Source organism: Myxococcus sp. MISCRS1 (assembly GCF_026626605.1).
GTDB classification, from domain to species: domain Bacteria; phylum Myxococcota; class Myxococcia; order Myxococcales; family Myxococcaceae; genus Myxococcus; species Myxococcus fulvus.
In genome coordinates this window covers 336,042-357,026 of sequence record NZ_JAPNKB010000001.1, presented here as the reverse complement: position 1 = coordinate 357,026, position 20,985 = coordinate 336,042, and the positions used below count along the sequence as shown (strand labels likewise).

The window sequence follows — 20,985 nt, the reverse complement described above, 5'->3', positions numbered from 1 at the left end:
GTGCTTGATATGACCGTGGGCATGTCGCTGACGCGTGCCCTGTGCTCCCTCGTGCTTCTGCTGTGTCTGACGAACTGCGCGTCGCGTGCCGTGGATGTGAAGCCGTCGTCGTCCTCCGGTTGCGCGAAGGCCTCGCTGTTCGAGCGCTTCACGCGCGGCGGCATGGTGGAGTCGCTCGCGGGAGGCGACGTGCGCCTGTCGGTGATGGCGGATGTCCACAGCGCGGACTGCGGGACTCCCGACTGCTACTTCACCCGGCTGCAGGCGGTGTTCCGCTTCGAGGCGGGGCAGGGCTGCCGGCTGCGTGAGGTGGATGTCTTCACGGAGGACGGTGGCTGCAACGTGGGCGGCGCGTTCGAGCCTCCGAGGCAGGAGACGTTCTTCCCGGACGGTGCCGCGGACCTGTCCGCGCCGACGCTCGGCCAGCTCACCCTGCGCACGCGTCAGGGAGACCGCGCCCTCGTCCTGGTGCCTCGGAACCTCTTCTACTTCGCGGACGTGAAGCCGGGCGCCCCGCTGCACACGTCGCTCCCCGCGGATGCGGAGGGCGAGGACGCGTGCTGCTGGGGCGCGTCCGTGGCGGAGTCACACTTCCGCGATTAGAGGCCGAACCCCACGAGGTGCAGGTCTCCCAGCCCATCGTCGTAGCGACGGGCGAACTGGTAGAAGATGGAGAACGGCACCGACTGGCCGATGGTGGACTGCAGCGACAGCGCGGTGCCGAAGGCCCCGTGGTTGTCCCGGTTGTCCGTGCGCGCCAGCGTCCCGAAGACCTCGAGCTGGAGGTTGCTCACGAACAGCGACGGGAACAGCCACAGCGTGGAGGCCCAGCCGTAGTCGATGGGCATGCGGTAGCGATACGTCGCCGTGCCGACCATCGCGTTCTTCGCGCGGAGGGTGATGTCCTCGTAGCCGCGCACGTACTCGCTGAAGGCGATTCCGGGCTGGAGCTGGAGGGGGAGGGGGCGCGTCTCCGTGGAGCGGCGGCTGCTGTACCAGGTCTGCCCCGCGGTGAGACCGCCGACCTCCAGCAGGCCCTCGGGCGCGCCGGGCAGATAGCGGCCCACCGCGGAGAGCTGGAGGTGATCCCTCCCGATGAAGAAGCCCGCGAGGAACGCGTCCAGGCCCACGCGCAGATCACCCACCGTCGAGTCCAGGGCGAAGGCCCCCGGATAGATGGCGGCGCTCAGGTTGATGCCCAGTCCGCGCTGGAGGCCGCCGTAGGACGTCGCATCGCCCGCGAAGTAGGACGTGGAGACCTCCGGACCGATCAGCCGGGTGACGAGGCCGGGGAAGCGGCCCACGGCGTCGTACTCGCGCCGCAGGGCGAGCACGCCAATCGTCACGGGCGTCGTCCAGAATGTGCGCGACGCGTAGGCCAGGGCCTGCAGGTCCGTGCGCTCGTTCTCGCGCAGGCGCGACACGGAGGCCTGGAGATACCAGGGCGCGAGCTGCGCGTTGCCGTACGCGAGCGCGACGTTCGGCTCCTTGTCCTGGGTGCTGTAGGCGAAGGACAGCGCGTAGGCGTGGAAGCCGAGCTGGTCCTGTCCCGCGAGCGCGAGGCCGCCGCTGAAGATGAGGTCGTCCGAGTCCTCGCTCTCGGTCGCGAGCCACACGTAGGGCAGACGGAACTCGGGGATGAGGAAGCCCTCGAGCGTCGAGTAGGGCTCATCGCCGAGGACCGTGACGGCCTTGCCGGGGTCCGGAGGCGGCGCGACCACGGGCGCGTCCAGGTCTCCCAGGTCCGCGACGGGCACGGTCGACGGCGGCACCGCGATGGGCGGCGGCGCGGTGGGAACGGTCTCCGCGAGAGGGGCATCGGGCGCGGCGGGGAAGGGCGTTGGCGTGAAGTCGCTCGGTGGTGGCTCGCTCCCCGCGGGTGCCTGTTCGTTGGCGACGGGCGTGTTCGCCGGACCGGGCGGGCTCGTTGCCTCGGACGTCACGTTTCCCGTCTCCGGGGTCGACGCGCCCTCGCCCGTTGGCGGCGCTGCATCCGGTGGGGAAGGAGCCGGTGCCGGTGTGACATCTTGCCCCGGCATCGATGACGCGGCGCCCTGCTCCGACGGCGACGTTCCGGTGGGGGCGGCGGTGAGCGGAGGGGGGCTCATCGGCGAGTCCTCCGAGGTCGCCTCGGCGTGCGAGGACGTCGTCCCCGCGGGGGCAATGACGGGAGCCACCGTGGCCTGTCGCTCGGGGATGTCCACCATGGGCGCGTGGTCGATGGTGAACGCGGTGCCATCCCTGTTCAGGAACGTCACCTCCTTCGTGCCCACGGGATTCACGTCCAGCACCAGGAAGGGCGCGTCGGTGATTCGCTCGAACGCTCGCGTGTCGACGTTCATCACGTGCGCCTGGAGGCGCGTCTCGTACTCCCGCAGGAACACGATGCGCTCCGCGTCCAGCCAGCGCGGCGAGTAGTTGAACTGCCCATCTCGCGTCAGCCAGCGCAGTCGGCCATCCTCCTCGCGCATCACCAGGTCCCAGCCCTGGCTCCCGCCGAGCGGGAACACGATGCGCTTCCCATCCGGAGACACGGAGGGCGGCCCCACCGGGGCGCTCGCCTCGAAGCTCGTGAGCGGCTCCTGCTTCCCCGTGTCCAACTCCAGCCGCCGCAGGTTGGCGGTGTCCCCCTCGACGTGGACAAAGACATACGCCTTGCCGTCCGGGGTGATGCTCCCGCCCATGCCCTTCAGGCCATCCCAGACGCGCACCACGTCGCCCGAGCGCGCGTCCACGCGCCACAGCTTCGCCTCGTACGCGCCCACCGCGTTCAGGTCCGCCATGACCAGGTACAGCCACGCGCCATCCGCGCTGAACGACATGCCGCTGACCAGCGTGGACGTCCCCAGCACCCAGCGGCGGAAGGGCAGCAACTCCACCAAGGGCCGCTCGAAGCGCACGCGCCCGTCCTTCTCGCGCACCGTCAGCCGCGAATACTCCGTGCGCCCCACGCTCACCAGCGCTGTCGTCCCCGAGTCCGGATGCGAGGCGAGCCGCGAGAAGTAGCCCGCGTCGCGCTGCCACACCGTCTGCGTCGGAGGGCGCTCGCGGACGATGAGCTGCTCACGCAGGTTCTTGGTGAACTCGGCGAACAGCGAGCCGATGTCCCGGCCGTATACCCGCTTGAAGCGCAGCGTCACCGCGAGGGGCGGGATGATGGTGCTGCCCTGGTCATCCACCAGCTTCCAGAGCTTCTCCTCGCCGTACTGCGAGGCCAGGTACTCCACGAAGTGCATGCCCGTCAGGTAGTTGCCGCCGAACGGATCCAACGCGCGGTTCTCCGGTGACAGGAACCCCGGGTCCATCCGGCCGTCACGCGCCTGCACCACCGATTCGAACCAGCCACGCCACACCGGGCTGTGCGGACGCCCCGTGTCCTTGCCGAAGCGGCCCTCGTAGTACGTGGCCAGGCCCTCCAGGAACCAGGACTCCGTGAAGGTGTTGGGTTGGAACAGGCCCCCCGTGAAGGTGTTGAGGAAGCCCCAGAGCCCGTCCGCCTGCTGGAGCTGCACGTAGTGCACGGCCTCGTGGCAGGCCACGTCGCCCACGTCCACCTCGCCCAGCCCGAAGAGGTGGAACAGCTCCAGCGTCATGTGCGCCGGCATCACCATCTGCTGGGGGACGCTGGCGTAGTCCGGGACGACGTACGCGTTGTTGAAGTTCGCGCTCGTCAGGTAGACGAGGACCTTGTCCCTTGGCTTCTGCCGCACGGTGTGGCCGCGCAGCCGCTCCACGCAGCCCTCCAGCCTCGCCGCCATGCGCAACGCGGAGGCGCGCAGGTGCTCCGGGTAATAGAGCTCCAGTGACTCCGTCGTCAGCTTCCGCATCGAGTCGCGCGCGAAGGACGTCTGGATGTCTTGGGGAAAACGGGGTGTGACGGAAGCGCACCCCCAGCATGTCAGCAGGAGACAGACGACCCAGGCGTGCCAGCGGAGGGGCCGGCGGGTAGCAGGCATGGGAGCCATCCTACTGGCCACAATTCGTAGCCACGAACGCGTTTTTCACGGTAAGGGGAGGCCCTCCGCTTCCCTTACGATTTCGGATTCCTCCATGTCCCAACCGGATACCCAGGCGCATCCTGTTCCCCAGCATGTCCACCAGGCGCAGCTCCAGGTCGCCGCGGCCCTCGAGAAGGCCGAGGGCAAGCCGATCGATCTGCTCAAGGCGCCCTGGGCTGATGTGGAGAAGGCGGTCGCGAAGGTCCTCGGTGGCCCGTTCCAGGTGAACCAGCCCGAGCACCAGACGCTGGCGCTGGGCCTGGCCGGCGCCTTCGCCATGCGCCTCATCATGGAGCATCAGGCGTTCTGGTTCCCCAACCGGGACTCGCCCGAGGGCGCCACGCTGGGCTTCCCCGAGGCCATCATCATGCTGTCGCCGTTCGGCGCGGCGATGGACGCGCTGGGGCAGAGCAAGCTGAGCCGGCTGGACGACCTGGCGGGGGACATCCGCGTTCGCTGGGCCAGGCCCGCTTCGGCACCAACCCGGCCCAGGCGCTGGGGGGGCAGGCCCCCAAGCTGACGCCCGTGGACTACCAGCGGCTGTTCGACCCGGGCTTCCTGCAGTTCGTCGTGGTGGACCCGGCGAAGGCGAAGACGGCGCTGGAGACCAAGCCGGACGTGCTCGCCCGTGACGTGCGCGCCGCCCTGGGCCGCGCGCAGGACCTGCCGGCCGAGGCTCGCCAGCAGTTCGAGGGGCAGATCGTCCAGTCCCTGCAGCGATTGGATCCCAGCAAGTCGCTCATCGAGCAGGCCGAGCGCGCCCCGCGTCTGGCGGAGCTGATGGTGCACCTGTTCGCCACGGTGAACGGCACGGGCTCGGCGCCCGAGGACTTCTGGCACGACATCGTCCTGCCGCTGCTCTTCATCGGCGCGCCGACCACGTTCCCGCCGCTGGATGACGAGGAGCTGGAGCTGTTCCGCAACGGCGCGGACCCGCTGCCGCTGTTCGTGGACGTGGTGCCGCACGCGCACAGCGCGCCGGACGAGGGCCTGCTGGGCGCGTTCGAGATGAGCGACATCGGCCTCTTGCACCCGGGCTTCGCTCGGGTGGGCGCGCTGCGCCTCATCCGCATCGACCCCACGCGCATCAAGCCGCTGCTGGCCAGCTTCGACGCGCAGAAGCTCGCGACGAGCATCAAGACGTTCGGCGAGACGGTGGCGACGGCCGCGGGCAAGCCGGTCAACGACACGCCGCAGGGCAAGGAGATGCTCCAGGCCTCGCTCACGCTGCTGTCGGACCTGAAGCGCGGCGTGGGTGAGGGCAAGGGCGAGCTGTGCCTGCGCCGCCTCACCGAGGCCGAGGCCGCCTCCGAGCGCGCCCTGGGTTCGGTGCGCAAGGGCCTTCAGGGCTCGCTCATCATCACCTGAGCCGCTTCTCCAGCGCGGCGCGCGATTCAGGGCTGAGTCTCTCCGAGACGAGCTTCAGCGCGCGCCGCGACAGCAGTCGGTAGATGGGGGCGAGGTCGTCCGGGAGCGCATCCAGGTGCGCGCCGACCACGCCCGCATCGCCCCGGACGATGGGACCGGTGAGGCTCCCGGCGAGGCCGCGTGCGTCCATGCCTCGCAGCGCGGAGCGCATCAGGGGCAGCAGGGCGCGGAGTGCTGCGTCGGGCGCGATTCCCGCGGTGCCGAGCGCCGCGACGGCCGCGTCGGCGAGCGCCACGACGAGCCCCGCGCTCATCACCGCGCCCGCGTGGTAGGCGGGGCGGTGAGCCTCGGGGACCTCGATGGCTTCGAGCTTCACGTCCTCGGCCATGTGGCGAAGCACTTCGCGCAGGGGGCTGGAGCGCGTGCTGATGGACGCGGTGTGGCCGGCGAGCGAGTCGTGCGCGGACGACACGGCGCAGAGCGGATGGAACGAGCCGAGGGCGCGGCCTCGTGGCTCGCCGAGGGCTTGGAGTGACAGCGCTCCGGCCGTGTGCACGAGGGCGACGGAGCGGGGCAGGGTGCTGGCGAGCTCTTTCGCGACGCGGGGGACCTCCGCATCCGGGACGCAGAGGAGGATGAGCCGCGCGCGCCGCAAGTCCTCGGGTGTCGATGGCTTCAGGCCGAGTGCTGCGATCCGCCGACGACCTTCGTCACCGCGTGGGTGGAGCGTCACGGGCCAGCCCGTCGCGCTCAGCGCGAGACCGAGGGCTCCGCCGAGGCGACCTGTTCCGACGATGACGACGGGGAGACGCTTCGCTGAGCGTGTGGCTCGTGGAGTCGGTGCGCTGGTGACGCTGCCGGGTGCCGGGCGGATGTTGGTGGTGTGGCTCGCGGAGGTGCTTCGTCGCGGGGGCTTCACGCGCTTTGCGCTGGTGGCGACAGGAGGCGTAGCGGGCGTTTTGACGCGGTTCGCGACGGGGAGTTCCTGCGCTGCCTCCGTGGGCTCGACGCCTGAGGGGGCTGCCCGCTTCGTGGTGCTGGTAGCTCGCTTCGCGCCGGGTCTATTCGATGAGACCTCGGCCTGTGCGGCGCTGGCGAATGCGGACCGCTTCGTGGTGCTGGTAGCTCGCTTCTCGCCGGGTCTCTTCGATGAGACCTCGGCCTGCGCGGCGCCGATGACGGTCTCGAGGGTCGTTGGAGAGCTCTCCTGATGAGGCTCTATCCCCCCGTCGCTGGCGGACGCGGGGCGCTTCGCGGTCGCGCGGCCCCGGAAGGATTCCTTCCTCGGGGCACTTCGCTTCCGCGAGGCGCGCTGACTCATCGCTCCCGCTGGAACGCGAGCTGTCCGGCGTGGAGCGCGACGCGCACGCGGTCTCCCGCGCCGAACTCACCGGACAGGATGCGCTCGGCCAGCGGTCCTTCCACCAGCCGCTGCACCATCTGCCGCATGGGACGCGCGCCGAGCTGCGGGTCGAAGCCGCCCGACTTCAGCAGGTGCCCCACCACGTCGTCGCCCGCCACGTACTCGATGCCGCGCTCGGTCGACAGCCGCTTGCTGCTCTCCTCCAGCAGCAGCGTCGCGATGCGCGCGACCTCCTCCTCCTCCAGCGGACGGAAGGGGAGCCGCTCGTCGATGCGGTTCCACAACTCCGGCGGAAGCGCCCGACGCGCCGCCGACGCCGCGTGCTCCAGCGCGCTCGCCGCGCCCGAGCTCTCCTGCCCGAAGCCCAGCGGACGACCCGTGCGCGAGAACGCCTCCGCGCCCAGGTTGGTCGTCAGCACGATGACGGTATTCGAGAAGTCGATGTGCCGACCCTTGCCATCCGTCAGCCGCCCCTCCTCCAGGACCTGGAGCAGCAGCAGCTGCACCTCGCGGTGCGCCTTTTCAATCTCGTCCAGCACCACCACGGACGAGGGACGCCGACGCACCGGCTCCGTCAGCTGGCCACCCTCGCCATGGCCCACGTAACCCGCCGGCGAGCCGATGAGGCGCGACACCCCGTGCGCCTCCGACATCTCGCTCATGTCCAGCCGCACCAGCGCGTCGCGGTTGCCGAAGAGCACCTCCGCCAGCCCGCGCGCCATCTCCGTCTTGCCCACGCCCGTGGGGCCCAGGAACAGGAAGCTGCCCATGGGGCGCCGCGACGCGAAGCCCGCGTAGTTGCGACGGATGACCCGCGCGATGCGCGCGATCGCCTCCTCGTGTCCGATGACCCGCTCGCCCAGGTCCTGCTCCAACCGGAGCAGCCGCGCCGAGTCGTTCATGAGCAGCCGCTCCTCCGGAACGCCCGCGAGCTTCGCCACCACCCGCGCCACGTCCGACGGCTCCACCACGTCACGCCCCTCGCGGTGGCACCGGCTCCCCGCCAGGTCCACCACCGAGATGGCCTTGTCCGGCATGAACCGGTCCGTCACGTAGCGGCTCGCCAGCGACGCCGCGGCCTCCAGCGCCTCCGGCCGATAGCGCAGCGCGTGGTGCTCCTCGTACCGGCCGATGATGCCGCGGAGGATCTCCACCGTCTCCGGCACCGACGGCTCATGCACCACCACCGCCGTGAAGCGCCGCTCGAGCGCCGGGTCCGCGCTGATGAACTTGCGGTACTCGTCGTGCGTCGTCGCGCCGATGCAGGGGAACTCACCCCGCGCCATCGCCGTCTTCAGCTCGTTGGCCGCGTCCTGCGGCCCGTCGCCCGTGGAGCCCGCGCCCACCAGCGTGTGGATTTCGTCGATGAAGACCATCACGCGCCCCTCGGCGCGGCGGACCTCCTCCTTCAACGCGTTGAGCTTCTCGGAGAACGAGCCGCGAAGCTGGGTGCCCGCCACCAGCGAGGCCATGTCCAGCTCCACCACCACCTTCTCCGCCAGCCCGCCACGCAGCCCCAGCAGCCGCTGCGCCACGCCCTCCACCACCGCCGTCTTGCCCACGCCCGCCTCACCCAGGAGGCAGGGGTTGTTCGTGCGGCGCTTGCCGAGGACGTCGATGACCTCCTCGATTTCGCGCGCGCGGCCCACCACCGGGTCCAGCTTCCCCTCACGGGCCGCCTGGCTCAGGTTGCGGCCCAGCGACGTGAGCAGCGGGAACGCCTTGGGGTCCAGCGCCATCGAGGGGCCCTTCGCCACCGCCACGGCCGCCTGGGCGGGACGCGCCGCCGGAGCGGGCGCGGGGGGCGGCGTGGGACGCGCCACGGGCGCCGACGTCGGCGCCGGGGGCGTCACGGTGGGCGTGACGCGCGCGGTCGGAGCGGGAGCCGGAGGCGGCGGAGCGGCAGCGGGGGGCGCGGCCTTCTCCTGCGGCTCCTCGTCCACGTCGATGAGGTCGCGAGGCGACAGCGCGGGCGTCGTCGCGCGCGGGGGGGCGGGGGGAGGAGGCTTCGGCGGCGCGGCCGGCATCGGGCGCGGCAGGCTCACCGCCACCGCGGAGAAGGGCAGGGGAGACGGCGGCGCCCCGAGCGGTCGGCTCTGCACCGGCCGCGAGGTGGTGACGTGCGTGCGCCCTGGCTGCAGCTTGCGCGGCATCCGCCCGCTCACGAAGTAGGAGACCGCCGTGGTGCGCAGCGTCGCCAGATCCAGGCCCGCGTGCATCAGCAGCTCCTGGGCCCCGCAGCGCACCCGCGTCACCGCGATGAGCAGATGGAGGCAGTCCGCCTCCTGGGAACCGCAGCTGACCGCGATTTCACGGGCCTTCTCCCGCAGCTCGCGGACCAGGCCGTCGTGCTCGGCGGGGGCGGCGGTGAGCAGCTGGAGGAGGGCATCCTCGTCCACGCCCCGCTCCTTGAGGAGCAGCTGCGCCCGGTTCTCCACCGTGAACAGCGCCAGGAGCACGTGGGCCGAGGTAAGCTTCTGGGCCACGCTCCGGGCAATGTCGTTGGCTTCTTGGAGGACCTGGGCGAGATCCGTGCTTTCGACCATTCGAGCTCCGGCAGGCGTGCAGCCGAGCGGAATACACCCTCTCGATCCCGACGGCAAAATTTCCGCAACAGGTTGCTACAGGTCTGCGGAATCCTTGAAGTAGAAAGCCGCCCGACCTTCCATGCGGATGGAATTCGGCCGGCTGGCTGCCCGTTCACCGCGGAATTTCGACTGGCCGAGCAATTGCCTGAGGGGGACTGCCGTACTTCCCTCCGAGACCACCCACCTTATGACCTCACTCGTCCAACCCGTGCGCGTCTTCATCGACCCTGTCGAGGGGACGCCCGCCGCCGTCGAAGCCCGCCGTTGGGTCTGGCCCCTCCTCATCCTCGCCCTCTGCGTGTCCGCCTCCGGGACGCTGTTTTCCCTGCGCTGGGACGCGACCCCGGATGTCATCCGTGAGCTCCAGTCCTCCGGGGAGATGGCGACCATCTCCGAGGCGGACCTGAGCGACAAGATCCAGACCGCCTCCCGCAAGGCGCTGGTGGGCGGCATCGCCAAGGGCGTCTTCGTGATGCCGTTCATGGCGCTGCTGCTGGCCGCCATGCTCTGGGTCGTGTCGTGGCTGTTCGACCGGCCCGTCCACTTCGAGAAGCTGATGTCGGTGGCGGCCATCGCGCTGCTGCCCATCGCGCTGTACCACCTCATCCTCACCGGCTGCCTCGCGGCGCAGCACACCGTCTCCGTCTCGCGCGTGCTCCAACTGGTCCCGTCCCACCTGGGCGCGTTCCTGGGGGAGCTGAGCCCGAAGATGGCGCGCGTCGCCTCCACCGTGGACTTCTTCAACCTCTGGAGCACCGCGCTGCTCGGCCTGGGCTTCTCCGCCGCCACCGGCATGCCGCGCACCCGCGCGCTGCTGCTGTCCCTGGCGCTCTACGCGATGTTCGCGGGCGTCATGATGGTGGGCTTGCCCGGCTCGGCGGGAGGTGGCCAATGAACGCCCTCATCGTCGCGACGCTCCTGTCCGCGTCCCCCGCGCCCACGCCCATCACCCTGCAGCAGGCCCGCGAGGAGGGCCGCCAGAGCACCACCGCCCTCACGGCGCTCCAGGACCTGGAGGTCAGCCAGCAGGACGTGAACATCCGCCGCTCCGCGCTCCTGCCCCAGCTCTCCATCAATGGCTTCGTGGGCAAGCGTTGGCTGGGCCGCCGGCAGCAGTTCGACCTGGTGCCGGATGTGAACAACCCCGGCGAGTTCGTGCAGATCTCCGTCGAGTCCAAGCCGACCAGCACGGGCGACTACGACCTGGGCGCCGTCCTGAGCCAGAGCGTCTATGACCGCGCGCTCTGGAAGCAGCTGGAGCAGGCCGGGGTGCTGCGCGACGCGCAGGCGAGCCAGGCCAAGGAGGAGGCGGACACCGCGGAGCTGGAGGCCATCCGCCGCTTCTTCACGCTCTTCCGCACCCAGGCCACCCGCCAGGTGCTGGACGCCACCGTCAAGCGCAGCGAGGAGCAGCTCGAGCGCGCCCGCTCCCTGTTCCTGGCCGGCCGCGTGGGCAAGGTGGAGGAGATCTCCGCCCTGGTGAACCTGGGCAATGATCGCATCTCCTTCGTCCAGTCGCTCAGCCAGCTCGTCACGGACCAGGGCCAGCTCGCGGTGTGGCTGACGCGTCCGGGCACCCAGCCCGTGGAGGCGGTGGACCCGGGCGTGCTCCAGTCGGAGCCCGGCCCCGCGCCCACCATCGAGCAGGCCATCAGCGTGGCCCGCGAGCAGCGCCCGCTGCTCAAGGCGCTCGAGGCGCGGGTGAGCGCGGCGGAGCTGGAGCGCGCCATCGCCCGCGCGGACTACATCCCGAAGCTGTCGGCCCAGGGCCTCTACACCCGCCAGGGCCCGGACGCCGGCCAGGTCTTCACCGAGCCGCGGCTGCAGAACAACGTCATCGCCCGCCTCAACCTGGACTGGAACATCTTCAACGGCTTCATCACCCCCGCGCAGACCAAGCGGGCCGAGGCCAACATCCGCAAGGCCCAGCTGCAGCTGGCGCAGTCCGCGCGGGAGATCGAGGCCGAGGTGCGCACCGCGCACCAGTCGCTGGAGGCGCAGATCGTCGCCGCCCGGCTGGCCGCGGAGAACCGCGAGGCCGCCGTCCAGGGACTCAACCTGGCCGAGGAGCGCTTCAAGGCCGGTGCGGGCTCCACGCTGGAGGTCCGTGACGCGCAGCTCAGCCTCACGCAGGCGGAGCTGAGCTTGTTGGAAAACAGAATCGATGTCGAAATCGCCCGCTTCACCTTGATGCGGGCCATGGGCGCCCTGATGAGCCCGGGAGAGACGAAATGAAGTGGTGGAAGGGTGTGATCGCCGGTGCGCTGTTCCTCGGTGCCGCGGCCATCACGGCGGGAGGCCTGAAGGAGCGTCCCCCGCCGTCCCAGGAGGTGCAGATCGCCAAGGCTCGCAAGGGCACCATCACCCGCACCATCACCGGCGCGGGCAAGGTGCAGGCGGCCACGACGGTGAAGATCTCCTCCAGCCTCTCTGGAGACCTGGTGGAGCTGCTGGTCAAGGATGGCGACGCGGTGAAGAAGGGCCAGGTGCTGGCCCGCATCGACCGGCGCGTCTACGAGGCGGCGCTGAAGCAGGCGATGGCCTCGCAGAACGCGGCGCGCGCCGACGCCCAGGTGGCGGAGGTGGAGGTCAGCCGCACCACGCAGGAGCTCGGACGCGTGGAGGGCCTGGTGACCAAGGGCCTGGCGTCCGGGGCGGAGCTGGACGTCGCCAAGGCGAGCAAGAACACGGCGGAGGCCCGGCTCGCGTCCGCCAGGCAGCTGCTCGCGCGCAACGTCGCCGTCGTGGAGCAGGCGCAGACGGACCTGTCGCGCACGACGATGTTCTCGCCCATCGACGGCAACGTCATCGAGCTGTCGCGCGAGGTGGGTGAGCGCGTGCGTGGCTCGGAGCTGGCCGAGGACGTGGTGATGACCATCGCGGCGCTGTCCGCCATGGAGGTGAAGTTCGAGGTGGGTGAGCACGAGGTGGTGCACCTCAAGCCGGGCCAGCCCGCGGACGTGACGCTGGACGCGCTGGAGGGGCAGACCTTCGCGGGCTCCGTGGTGGAGATCGCCCAGAAGGCGCTCATCAAGAACGAGGGCACGGAGGCCGAGGTGACCAGCTTCCCCGTCACGGTGGCGCTGGACATGCGCCCGCCGGGCGTGCTGCCGGGCATGAGCGCGGAGGCCCGTATCTCCGCGGAGACGCGCAACGACGTCGTCCTGGTGCCCATCCAGGCGGTCACGGTGCGTGCGGAGCGCACGCTGCCCGATTACAAGGAGCCCATCGAGGGCGGCGCGCTCAAGGCGCGGCGCACCGAGTCGCTGGCCAAGGTGGTGTTCGTGGTGGACGCGGCGAACAAGGCGCAGGTGCGGCGGGTGCAGACGGGCATCGCGTCCGACACGGAGCTGGAGATCCTCTCCGGGCTGAACGATGGAGACCGCGTGGTGGAGGGCCCCTACCGCACGCTGTCGAAGGAGCTCAACCACGGGGACAACGTGCAGGAGCCCGAGCAGGGCGGCGGTCCGGGCGGAATGAAGGGCGGGCGGAAGTCGTGAGCCACGGCAGCGGCGCCGGCGATGGCCGGCTCATCCAGGTGGACAACATCACCCGCGTCTTCCACGTCGGTGGCGAGGAGGTGCGGGCGCTGCGAGGCGTCACCTTCGGCGTGGGCCGGGGCGAATGGGTGGCCATCATCGGTCAGTCCGGCTCCGGCAAGAGCACGATGATGAACGTGCTGGGCTGCCTGGATACGCCCTCCAGCGGCCGCTACATGCTCAACGGCAAGGACGTGTCGCGCATGAGCGACGACGAGCTGGCCGTCATCCGCAACGTGGAGATCGGCTTCATCTTCCAGACGTTCCAGCTGCTGCCGAAGGAGACGGCGCTGGCCAACGTGGAGCTGCCGCTGGTGTACCGCGGCATGCCCGCCAAGGAGCGGCGGGAGCGGGCGAAGGCGGCGCTGGACAAGGTGCAGCTCACGCACCGCATGCACCACCGGCCCAACGAGCTGTCGGGCGGTCAGCGTCAGCGCGTGGCGATTGCCCGCGCGCTGGTGTCCGAGCCGTCCATGCTGCTGGCGGACGAGCCCACGGGCAACCTGGACTCGGCCACGGGCGAGGAGATCGTCCGGCTGTTCGAGCAGTTGCACCAGGCCGGCCACACGCTGGTGCTCGTCACGCACGAGCCGAAGCTGGCGGCCCGGTGTCCGAGGGCCATCCGCCTGAGCGACGGTGAGATCGTCGCCGACGGGCCGGGGCGCGAGGTGGCGCTGGGCAACGCCGCGGCGATGGCTGCGGGGGGCGCATGAAGCACTGGGCGGGTTTTCGGGTGGACATCCTGGAGGGCGCGCGCATCGCCCTGTTCTCGCTGCGCGCCAACCGCCTGCGCACCGTGCTGACGACGATGGGCATCGGCATCGGCGTGGCCACGCTGCTGGCCATCGTCGGCATCATCCAGGGGCTCAACACGTCCTTCCACCGGCAGCTCGCGAGCTTCGGGGCGAACACGCTCTACGTGAGCAAGTACCCGATGATCATCAAGGGCGACTGGTGGAAGTACCGCGGGCGCAAGAACTTCACGCTCGACCAGGTGCAGCGGCTGCGCTCCATGGCGCCCTTCATCAGCGCGATGTCGCCGTCGGTGTCGCGGCTGGCGGACGTGTCGTACGCCAGCGAGCAGATGTCCACGGTGCGCATCCAGGGCGTCAACCACGAGTACCTGAGCATCTCCGGGTTCGACATCACCAGCGGGCGCTTCCTCACGGAGGCGGACGAAGAGGTGACGCGGCCGGTGGCGGTGCTGGGCGCGGACGTGGCGGACCGGCTCTTCCCCGGCATCAGCCCGGTGGGGCGCACCATCCGCGTGGACAACCGCTCCTTCCAGGTGGTGGGCACGCTCAGCCGCAAGGGCAAGGTGGTGAACCAGAGCATGGACCTGCTCGTCATCATCCCCTTCAAGACCTTCTACAGCAGCTTCGGCAAGGGGCGCCCGTTCGAGATCGCCATGGCGGTGGCGGACGCGGGCCAGGTGCGCGCGGCCGAGGACCAGCTCATCGGCATCCTCCGGCGCATCCGCGGCACGACGCCGGGTGAGCCGGACGACTTCAACATCAACAAGCCGGAGGCCATGGCGCAGACGTACGCGCAGCTCACGGGCGCGCTGTATGGCGTCGCGGTGGGCGTGGGCCTCATCACGCTGCTGGTGGGCGGCATCGGCATCATGAACATCATGCTGGTGTCGGTGCGCGAGCGGACGCGGGAGATCGGCGTGCGGCGCGCGCTGGGGGCGCGCAAGCGCACCATCGTGGTGCAGTTCCTGATGGAAGCCGCCAGCGTGTCCGCGGTGGGCGGCCTGCTGGGGACGACAGTGGGGCTGGGGACGGCCAAGGTGGTGTCGCTGATAACGCCCCTGGCGGCGGACGTGCAGACGGGCACCATCCTGGGCGGGGTGTTCTTCGCGGCGCTGGTGGGCCTCTTGTTCGGCATCTGGCCGGCGGCGCGCGCGGCGAACCTGGACCCGGTGGAAGCCCTCCGGTACGAGTGAGCCGATGCGAGCCTTCTTCGACAACCTCCGGCTGGCGCTGGGCACGTTCCTGGGCAACCCGCTGCGCTCGCTGCTCACGCTGCTGGGCATCGTCATCGGCGTGGCCACGGTCATCACCATGATGGGGCTCATCGAGGGCCTGCGCACCAAGGTGAACCGCGACCTGGGCCGCCTGGGCGCGCACACCTTCCAGCTCACCAAGTGGCCCGCGGGCGGCTTCGGCCGCTTCAACTGGGCCAAGTTCGCCAAGCGTCCGGACATGACCCTGGAGGACGTGCGCGCCCTGGAGCAGTTCTGTCCGTCGGTGGGGCTGGTGGCGCCCTCGGACGACCAGGGCGGGCAGAAGGTGTCCACGGTGAGCAAGGAGACGCGTCCCGCGGTGCTCATCATGGGCGCGTCCACGACGTACCCGGCGGTGAGCGGGGTGTCCGTGCAGTCCGGCCGCTTCTTCAACGAGGTGGAGGGGCTGGACGGCCGCAACGTCATCATCCTGGGCGTGGACGTGGCGGACGAGCTGTTCCCCGGCATCGACCCGGTGGGCTTCGAGGTCCGCCTGAAGGGCCGGCCGTTCCGGGTGATTGGCGTGCTCCAGCGGCGCGGCAGCTTCCTGGGCATGGTGAGCCTGGACAACCAGGCCATGATCCCGCTGCGCGTGTTCCAGCAGCTCTATGGCAAGGAGCGCTCGCTGGACATCGACATCCAGGCGAAGGACCCCGGCCTGTTCCGCAAGGCGCAGGACGAGGTGGCCACGCTGATGCGCCGCCGGCACAACCTGGCGCCCGACGAGGCCAACGACTTCGAGCTGCACACCAACGAGTCGGTGACGGCGTCGTTCAACCAGCTCTCGCAGGTCATCACCATCGCCGGCGTGGGCGTGTGCCTGCTGTCGCTGGTGGTGGGCGGCATCGGCATCCTGAACATCATGTTGGTGTCGGTGATGGAGCGCACGCGGGAGATTGGCGTGCGCAAGGCGCTGGGCGCGAAGCGGCGGCGCATCCTGGGGCAGTTCGCCACGGAGGCGGTGCTGCTGGCGCTCTTGGGCGGCGCCATGGGGGTGGGCCTGGGCTTCGGCCTGGTGTTCCTGGGCGACTGGATGGTGGGCTTCCCCATGTCCGTGCCGCCGTGGGCCGTGGCCCTGGCGCTGTCGATGAGCTGCGGGGTGGGCCTGTTGTTCGGAATCTACCCGGCCGCCCGCGCCGCGAAGCTGGACCCCGTCGAGGCGATGCGCAACGAGTAGCCGCAAGCGGACCTGGCCGGTTGCCTCCCTCCCCGGACTCCATTAGGGGAGGGGGCATGGCGCCTCGCATCGGCTCGCTGTGGGACTCGGTCGGCAACACCCCGCTGCTTCGCATCGGCTCGCTCAGCCGCGTCACCGGCTGCGACATCCTGGGCAAGGCGGAGTTCATGAACCCGGGCGGCAGCATCAAGGACCGCGCCGCCAAGGGGATGATCCGCCGCGCGGAGGAGCAGGGGCTCTTGAAGCCCGGCGGCACCATCGTCGAGGGCACCGCGGGCAACACGGGCATCGGCCTGGGGCTGCTCGGCCGCGAGCGTGGCTACCGCGTCGTGGTGACGATGCCGGACAACCAGGCGCGCGAGAAGTACGAGTACCTGGAGGCCATGGGCGTGGAGGTCCGCAAGGTGCCGCCCGTGCCCTTCGCCAACCCGGCCCACTTCTTCCACCAGGCCCGCGCGCTGTCGGAGGCGCATGGCTGGTTCTGGGCCAACCAGTTCGAGAACACGGCCAACGGCGACTTCCACTACGAGACGACCGGGCCCGAAATCTGGGAGCAGTGCGAGGGGCACGTGGACGTGCTCGTCGTCTCCGTGGGCAGCGGCGGGACGATGTCCGGCGTCAGTCGCTTCCTCAAGGAGAAGAACCCCGCCGTGCGCGTGGTGCTCGTGGACCCGGCGGGCTCGGGGCTCTACTGCTACGTGCGCGAGGGGAAGCTGGAGTCGTCGGGTTCCTCCATCACCGAGGGCATCGGCATCATGCGACTCACCGCCAACTTCCAGGCCGCTCGCGTGGACGAGGCGATGCGGCTGGGCGACGGCGAGATGCTCGACATGCTCTACCACCTGGCCCGCGAGGACGCGCTGGTGGTGGGCACCTCCGCGGCGCTCAACGTGCGCGCCGCGTATGAAATCGCGCGGCACCACGCGGGGAAGGGCCTGCGCATCGTCACCTTCCTGTGTGATCACGGCAGCCGCTACGCATCCAAGGTCTTCAACGCGGAGTTCCTCGCGTCCAAGCAGCTCCATGTGAAGCCGCTCCCCACCGACGCCCGCTGACGCCCGCCGTGCAGTCCCCGCCGAAAATACGGACGTCCCCGCAAGAGGCTCCAGGCCCTCGCCAAACGTCCGGCAGGACTGGATAGTCTTTCTTTGGTTTCTGGAAAAACCGTTGTTGCGGGTTTGCGGCGGCGCTACAGGTGCGCGACCCATCCGTCCCGCGTCGGGGCGGGGGCTCACGAGGGAGTCCGCATGTCGCGCACGGGATTCACATCCAGGGCCTTGGTCCTCGAAGCGGTGTTGGCGGTGGTGCTGATGGCGTGTTCGGGGCCGCCGGACGAGGCGGCGCCGAGGGACGCATCGCTGGAGCGACGGGAGGACGCGGCGCTCGCGACGCGCGTGGTCGGCTACTTCCCGACGTGGGCGGGGGACGTCAACGCGATTCCCTACGAGCGGCTCACGCACATCAACTACGCGTTCGTGGTGCCCACGGCGTGGGGTGGGCTGACGGGCCCTGGGGCGACGGATGCGCGGCTGCGCTCGCTCGTCACCGCGGCGCACGCGCGTGGCGTGAAGGTGCTCATCGCGGTGGGCGGGTGGAACAACGGCGACGACAGCGCCTTCGAGCAGCTCGCGGCGAGCGCGGGCACGCGGACCACGTTCGTCAACACGCTGGTGAGCTACGTCACCACGGCGGGTCTGGACGGGGTGGACATCGACTGGGAGTACCCGGACCCGGGCGCGTCCGCGCAGAACTTCGCGGCGCTCATCCGTGAGCTCGGCGTGGCGATGCGCGCTCGCGGCAAGCTGCTCACCGCGGCGGTGGTGGCCAACGGCTACTACGGTGACGGCGTCCCCGCGTCGACGTTCACCGACTTCGACTTCCTCAACATCATGGCGTACGACGGCGGCCAGCCGCATTCGACGTACGACTACGCGGTGCAGTCGCTGAACTACTGGAAGGGGCGGGGGCTGCCCGCGTCCAAGGCGGTGCTGGGCGTGCCGTTCTACGGGCGCTCGCCGTCGTCGTATGTCGGCTACGCGGACCTGGTCGCTCGCGACGCGCAGGCGCCGTACAAGGACAACGTGGGCGACGTCTTCTACAACGGCATCGCCACCATCCAGGCGAAGACGCGGCTGGCGTTGCAGCAGGGCGGCGGGGTGATGATCTGGGAGCTGAGCCAGGACACGCGCAACGACACGTCGCTGCTGCTCGCCATCTACAACGCGGCGCAAGGCAGCCCGACGCAGCGCTACCGCATCGTCAACAAGAGCACCGGGCGGTGCCTGGACATCGACGGGCCCAGCACGGCGGACGGCGCCACCATCCACCAGTGGGATTGCCATACCGGCGCGAGCCAGATCTGGGGGGTGGAGCCCACCGACAGCGGCTACTCGCGCTTCGTCTCCCTGCACAGCGGCAAGGCGCTGGACGTGCGGGACGTGAGCACCGCGGACGGCGCGGGAATCCAGCAGTGGGGTTATGGCGGCGGCGCCAACCAGCAGTTCCGCGCGGTGGCGACGTCCGGCGGCTACGTCCGCATCGAGGCGCGGCACAGCGGCAAGGTGCTCGACGTGACGAACTGTGGCTCGAGCACCAACGGCACCGTGCTGCAGCAGTGGACCTGGTCCAACAACGACTGCCAGCAGTTCCGACTGGAGCCGCGGTAGCGCACGTCCGCGCGCTCAGTGGGGGGCGGAGAATCGCCCGGGCTCCTGGGTCGAGGGGCCCGGGTGTGTCTTGCGGAACACGTAGTAGTCCGCGTGGCGCGTCCACTCGGGGCGGCCCTCGGAGCGTGACGCGCGAGGCCCCCGCGTGGCCTGCCGGGGGACCAGGTACGTGTCGAGTTCCTGGTCGCTGAAGGTGAACTTGGCGCGCAGCTCCTTCACCACCGCGACGAGCGCCAGGTTCTCCTCGGCCGCGGCGTCGGCCGCGTCGCCGTGGTGGTCGTTCGTCACCAGCAGGCCGCCCACCTTCAGGTACTTCCCGCACGCGCGGGCGATGCCTCCGGCGTAGAGCGAGAGCACCAGGTCGAAGCTCTCGTCCAGGATGGGGATGGGCTGCGTGAAGTCCTGCGCGACGAAGCGCACGTAGGCCTTCTGCGCGTACTGCTGCCGCGAGCTGATCTTCCGCAGCACGCCGTCCTTGTTCGCGAAGAAGCCCTGCGCCAGATCGTTGCGGTCCACGTAGACCACGTGCTGGAAGAAGAACGACGGGGTGATGTGCACGAAGCACCCCGGGTACAGCACCGTGTCCACCGCCACGTAACGCTCGCGGAGCACCTCGAAGAGGCCCGCGCGCTCGAGCTGATGATCGACCACGAAGCCCTGGTAGATCTCCTCGACTCTCTCCATTTCCTGGATTTGAGCCCCTTCCTGGGGCGGCTGACAACTTTGTGACAGCGACGGGCGCGGTGCGCGCGACGGGCGCGGAAAGTCACAGTCGGGGCGGCCGGTGTGGTCCGAGAGGACTCCGTCGCGAGGTGTGCTCAGCCGCGTTCGACGCGTGCGGGTCGACGCGCACTCACCTCCGGGGCCTGTGACGAGGGCTTGCACGAAATCCGCACGAACATTCCTCGGGAAGCGCACGGGTGCGCCATCCGCGTTGCACCGCGCGGGACGAGTCTGGGCGCATGAATCCTCCTGCCTTCCCGCCTCGTGCTCCGAGGACGTCCGATGGCCCCATCCGCGGGGCGTTCCGGTGGCTCGTCGCGCACCACGTCTTCGGCAGTCTCTTCATCGTCGTCTTCGCCACCGCGGTGATTGCCGGTCAGGTGGCGGGGCGGACGGACTTCGCGAACTCGGAGCTGGCGGCCGGGGTGGAGGACCGGTGGGGCGCGCCCGTGGTGCAGCCCGCGCCGTCGCTGCGCTACGTGCACAGCGGCACCATCTTCACGGAGCTCAAGCCGTTGGCGTTCGACCGTCAGCACGTGGAGGTGCTGGCGAAGATGAACTACCGCAAGCGCGGCCTGCGCTATTTCTCCGGCTTCGACTTCAACCTGGGCGCGGAGTACGCGGTGGTCAACCGCGAGGGCCACGACATCGACGTGGCGTTCATCTTCCCCATGGAGATGGACAAGTCTCAGGTGCTCCTGTCGGAGCTCCAGTTCCTGGTGGACGGCAAGGAAGCCAGCCTGGACCTGGGCGAGTCCGGCAACCGGCTCGTCTGGACGGGCCGCATCGCCAAGGGGGCCACGGCCCGCTTCGTCATCCGCTACCGCGCGCGAGGGCTCGACTCGTTCATCTACAAGTTGGATCCGGCGCTCTCCGCGCGCGACGTGCGCGTGCACCTGGCCGTCGAGGGCGGGGACAACTACGACTATCCGGCGGGCGTGCTGTCCGCGTCGTCCGTGCAGGCGGGCAGCGACACCGTCACGCTGGACTGGGCGTTCCAGTCGCTCGAGTCCGGCGTCAACCTGGGCGTCATCCTCCCGTCGGAGAAGACGTTCGACTCGATGGTGTCGCGCATGGCGGGGCGCGCGTGGGTGCCGTTCCTGGTGCTGGTGGCGCTGCTCGCGGCGCTGGGCTTGAGGCACAAGCGGCAGCTCGCGCTGCATGAGTCGTATCTGCTCGCCGCCGTGTACGGCTTCTTCTTCGTGCTGCTCGCGTACCTGGCGGCCTTCATGAACTTCTACGTGGCCTATGCGGTGAGCGCGCTGGGCCTGGGCGCGGCGGTGGTGGCGTATGCCCGGTGGCTGTTCCCGAAGGAGCGCACGTCGGTGCTCGCGGGGCTGTGGGCCGCGGCGCTGCTGGTGCCCACCGGCGCCGTCATCCTGGAGGGCTACACGGGCCTCATCTACACGCTGGAGATCCTCGCCGGCCTGCTCGGGCTGATGGTGCTCTCCACCCGCGCGAGCGTGCGCGCGTTCCTGTCGGACCTGTCCCAGCCCGGCGCGGCCCCGAGCGCGGCCCCCGTGTCCACCCCTGTCACCCCGGAAGCGAGCTGAGC

The 20,985-nt window shown here is 70.1% G+C and carries 15 protein-coding genes and 1 pseudogene; 12 read left to right on the top strand and 4 right to left on the bottom strand.

All coding sequences use genetic code 11. The annotated features are described in order from the left end of the window. Positions 1-603 (top strand): hypothetical protein, encoded by a 603-nt coding sequence (locus OWM54_RS01280; RefSeq protein WP_267696390.1) that lies wholly within the window; start codon positions 1-3, stop codon positions 601-603. On the opposite strand, the gene OWM54_RS01275 is transcribed toward OWM54_RS01280, so the two are convergent. After that, positions 600-3,827, bottom strand: a complete 3,228-nt coding sequence (locus OWM54_RS01275; protein WP_267696389.1) for a hypothetical protein — start codon at positions 3,825-3,827, stop codon at positions 600-602. The genes OWM54_RS01280 and OWM54_RS01275 overlap by 4 nt on opposite strands. Before the next feature lie 223 nt (positions 3,828-4,050). Between OWM54_RS01275 and OWM54_RS43205 the strand changes: the two are divergent. Next, a pseudogene (locus tag OWM54_RS43205) lies at positions 4,051-5,366 on the top strand (hypothetical protein). On the opposite strand, the gene OWM54_RS01260 reads toward OWM54_RS43205, so the two are convergent. Beyond that, positions 5,359-6,285 carry a Rossmann-like and DUF2520 domain-containing protein gene (locus tag OWM54_RS01260; RefSeq protein ID WP_420715306.1) on the bottom strand — a complete coding sequence of 309 codons (927 nt, stop codon included), beginning with the start codon at positions 6,283-6,285 and terminating at the stop codon, positions 5,359-5,361. The pseudogene OWM54_RS43205 and the gene OWM54_RS01260 overlap by 8 nt on opposite strands. On the opposite strand from OWM54_RS01260, the gene OWM54_RS01255 reads away from it, so the two are divergent. Next, complete coding sequence (locus OWM54_RS01255; RefSeq protein ID WP_267701223.1) at positions 6,215-6,577, top strand: hypothetical protein; 363 nt, start codon at positions 6,215-6,217, stop codon at positions 6,575-6,577. The genes OWM54_RS01260 and OWM54_RS01255 overlap by 71 nt on opposite strands. Positions 6,578-6,683: 106 nt before the next feature. Here the strand turns inward: OWM54_RS01255 and OWM54_RS01250 are convergent, their stop codons facing one another. Beyond that, on the bottom strand, positions 6,684-9,275 hold the full coding sequence (locus OWM54_RS01250) for an AAA family ATPase (RefSeq protein WP_267696386.1): 2,592 nt from the start codon (positions 9,273-9,275) through the stop codon (positions 6,684-6,686). 229 nt (positions 9,276-9,504) lie between these two features. Between OWM54_RS01250 and OWM54_RS01245 the strand changes: the two genes are divergently transcribed. The 8 genes from OWM54_RS01245 to OWM54_RS01210 all read left to right on the top strand — a co-directional run bounded on the left by OWM54_RS01245 (position 9,505) and on the right by OWM54_RS01210 (position 18,707). Continuing rightward, a complete protein-coding gene (locus tag OWM54_RS01245) occupies positions 9,505-10,212 on the top strand; it encodes a YIP1 family protein (RefSeq protein ID WP_223750003.1) in 708 nt (235 codons plus the stop codon). Then, positions 10,209-11,552: a TolC family protein gene (locus OWM54_RS01240; RefSeq protein WP_223750002.1), complete on the top strand. Its 1,344-nt coding sequence runs from the start codon at positions 10,209-10,211 to the stop codon at positions 11,550-11,552. The genes OWM54_RS01245 and OWM54_RS01240 overlap by 4 nt, the downstream gene beginning before the upstream one ends. After that, positions 11,549-12,817: an efflux RND transporter periplasmic adaptor subunit gene (locus OWM54_RS01235; RefSeq protein WP_223784386.1), complete on the top strand. Its 1,269-nt coding sequence runs from the start codon at positions 11,549-11,551 to the stop codon at positions 12,815-12,817. Before OWM54_RS01240 ends, OWM54_RS01235 begins: the two co-directional genes overlap by 4 nt. After that, positions 12,814-13,569: an ABC transporter ATP-binding protein gene (locus OWM54_RS01230; RefSeq protein ID WP_141328993.1), complete on the top strand. Its 756-nt coding sequence runs from the start codon at positions 12,814-12,816 to the stop codon at positions 13,567-13,569. Before OWM54_RS01235 ends, OWM54_RS01230 begins: the two co-directional genes overlap by 4 nt. After that, on the top strand, positions 13,566-14,804 hold the full coding sequence (locus OWM54_RS01225) for an ABC transporter permease (protein ID WP_223750000.1): 1,239 nt from the start codon (positions 13,566-13,568) through the stop codon (positions 14,802-14,804). The genes OWM54_RS01230 and OWM54_RS01225 overlap by 4 nt, the downstream gene beginning before the upstream one ends. A gap of 4 nt (positions 14,805-14,808) precedes the next feature. Beyond that, positions 14,809-16,041, top strand: a complete 1,233-nt coding sequence (locus OWM54_RS01220; protein ID WP_223749999.1) for an ABC transporter permease — start codon at positions 14,809-14,811, stop codon at positions 16,039-16,041. Between the two features lie 56 nt (positions 16,042-16,097). Next, positions 16,098-17,096, top strand: a complete 999-nt coding sequence (locus OWM54_RS01215) for a cysteine synthase A (RefSeq protein WP_267696385.1) — start codon at positions 16,098-16,100, stop codon at positions 17,094-17,096. Between the two features lie 192 nt (positions 17,097-17,288). Beyond that, positions 17,289-18,707, top strand: coding sequence for an RICIN domain-containing protein (locus OWM54_RS01210; RefSeq protein WP_267696384.1), 1,419 nt, complete (start codon positions 17,289-17,291; stop codon positions 18,705-18,707). 15 nt (positions 18,708-18,722) lie between these two features. On the opposite strand, the gene OWM54_RS01205 is transcribed toward OWM54_RS01210, so the two are convergent. Continuing rightward, positions 18,723-19,391, bottom strand: a complete 669-nt coding sequence (locus tag OWM54_RS01205) for a class I SAM-dependent methyltransferase (protein ID WP_267696383.1) — start codon at positions 19,389-19,391, stop codon at positions 18,723-18,725. A 278-nt stretch (positions 19,392-19,669) separates the two neighbouring features. On the opposite strand from OWM54_RS01205, the gene OWM54_RS01200 reads away from it, so the two are divergent. Beyond that, positions 19,670-20,983, top strand: a complete 1,314-nt coding sequence (locus OWM54_RS01200) for a hypothetical protein (RefSeq protein WP_267696382.1) — start codon at positions 19,670-19,672, stop codon at positions 20,981-20,983. Positions 20,984-20,985: the final 2 nt, after the last annotated feature.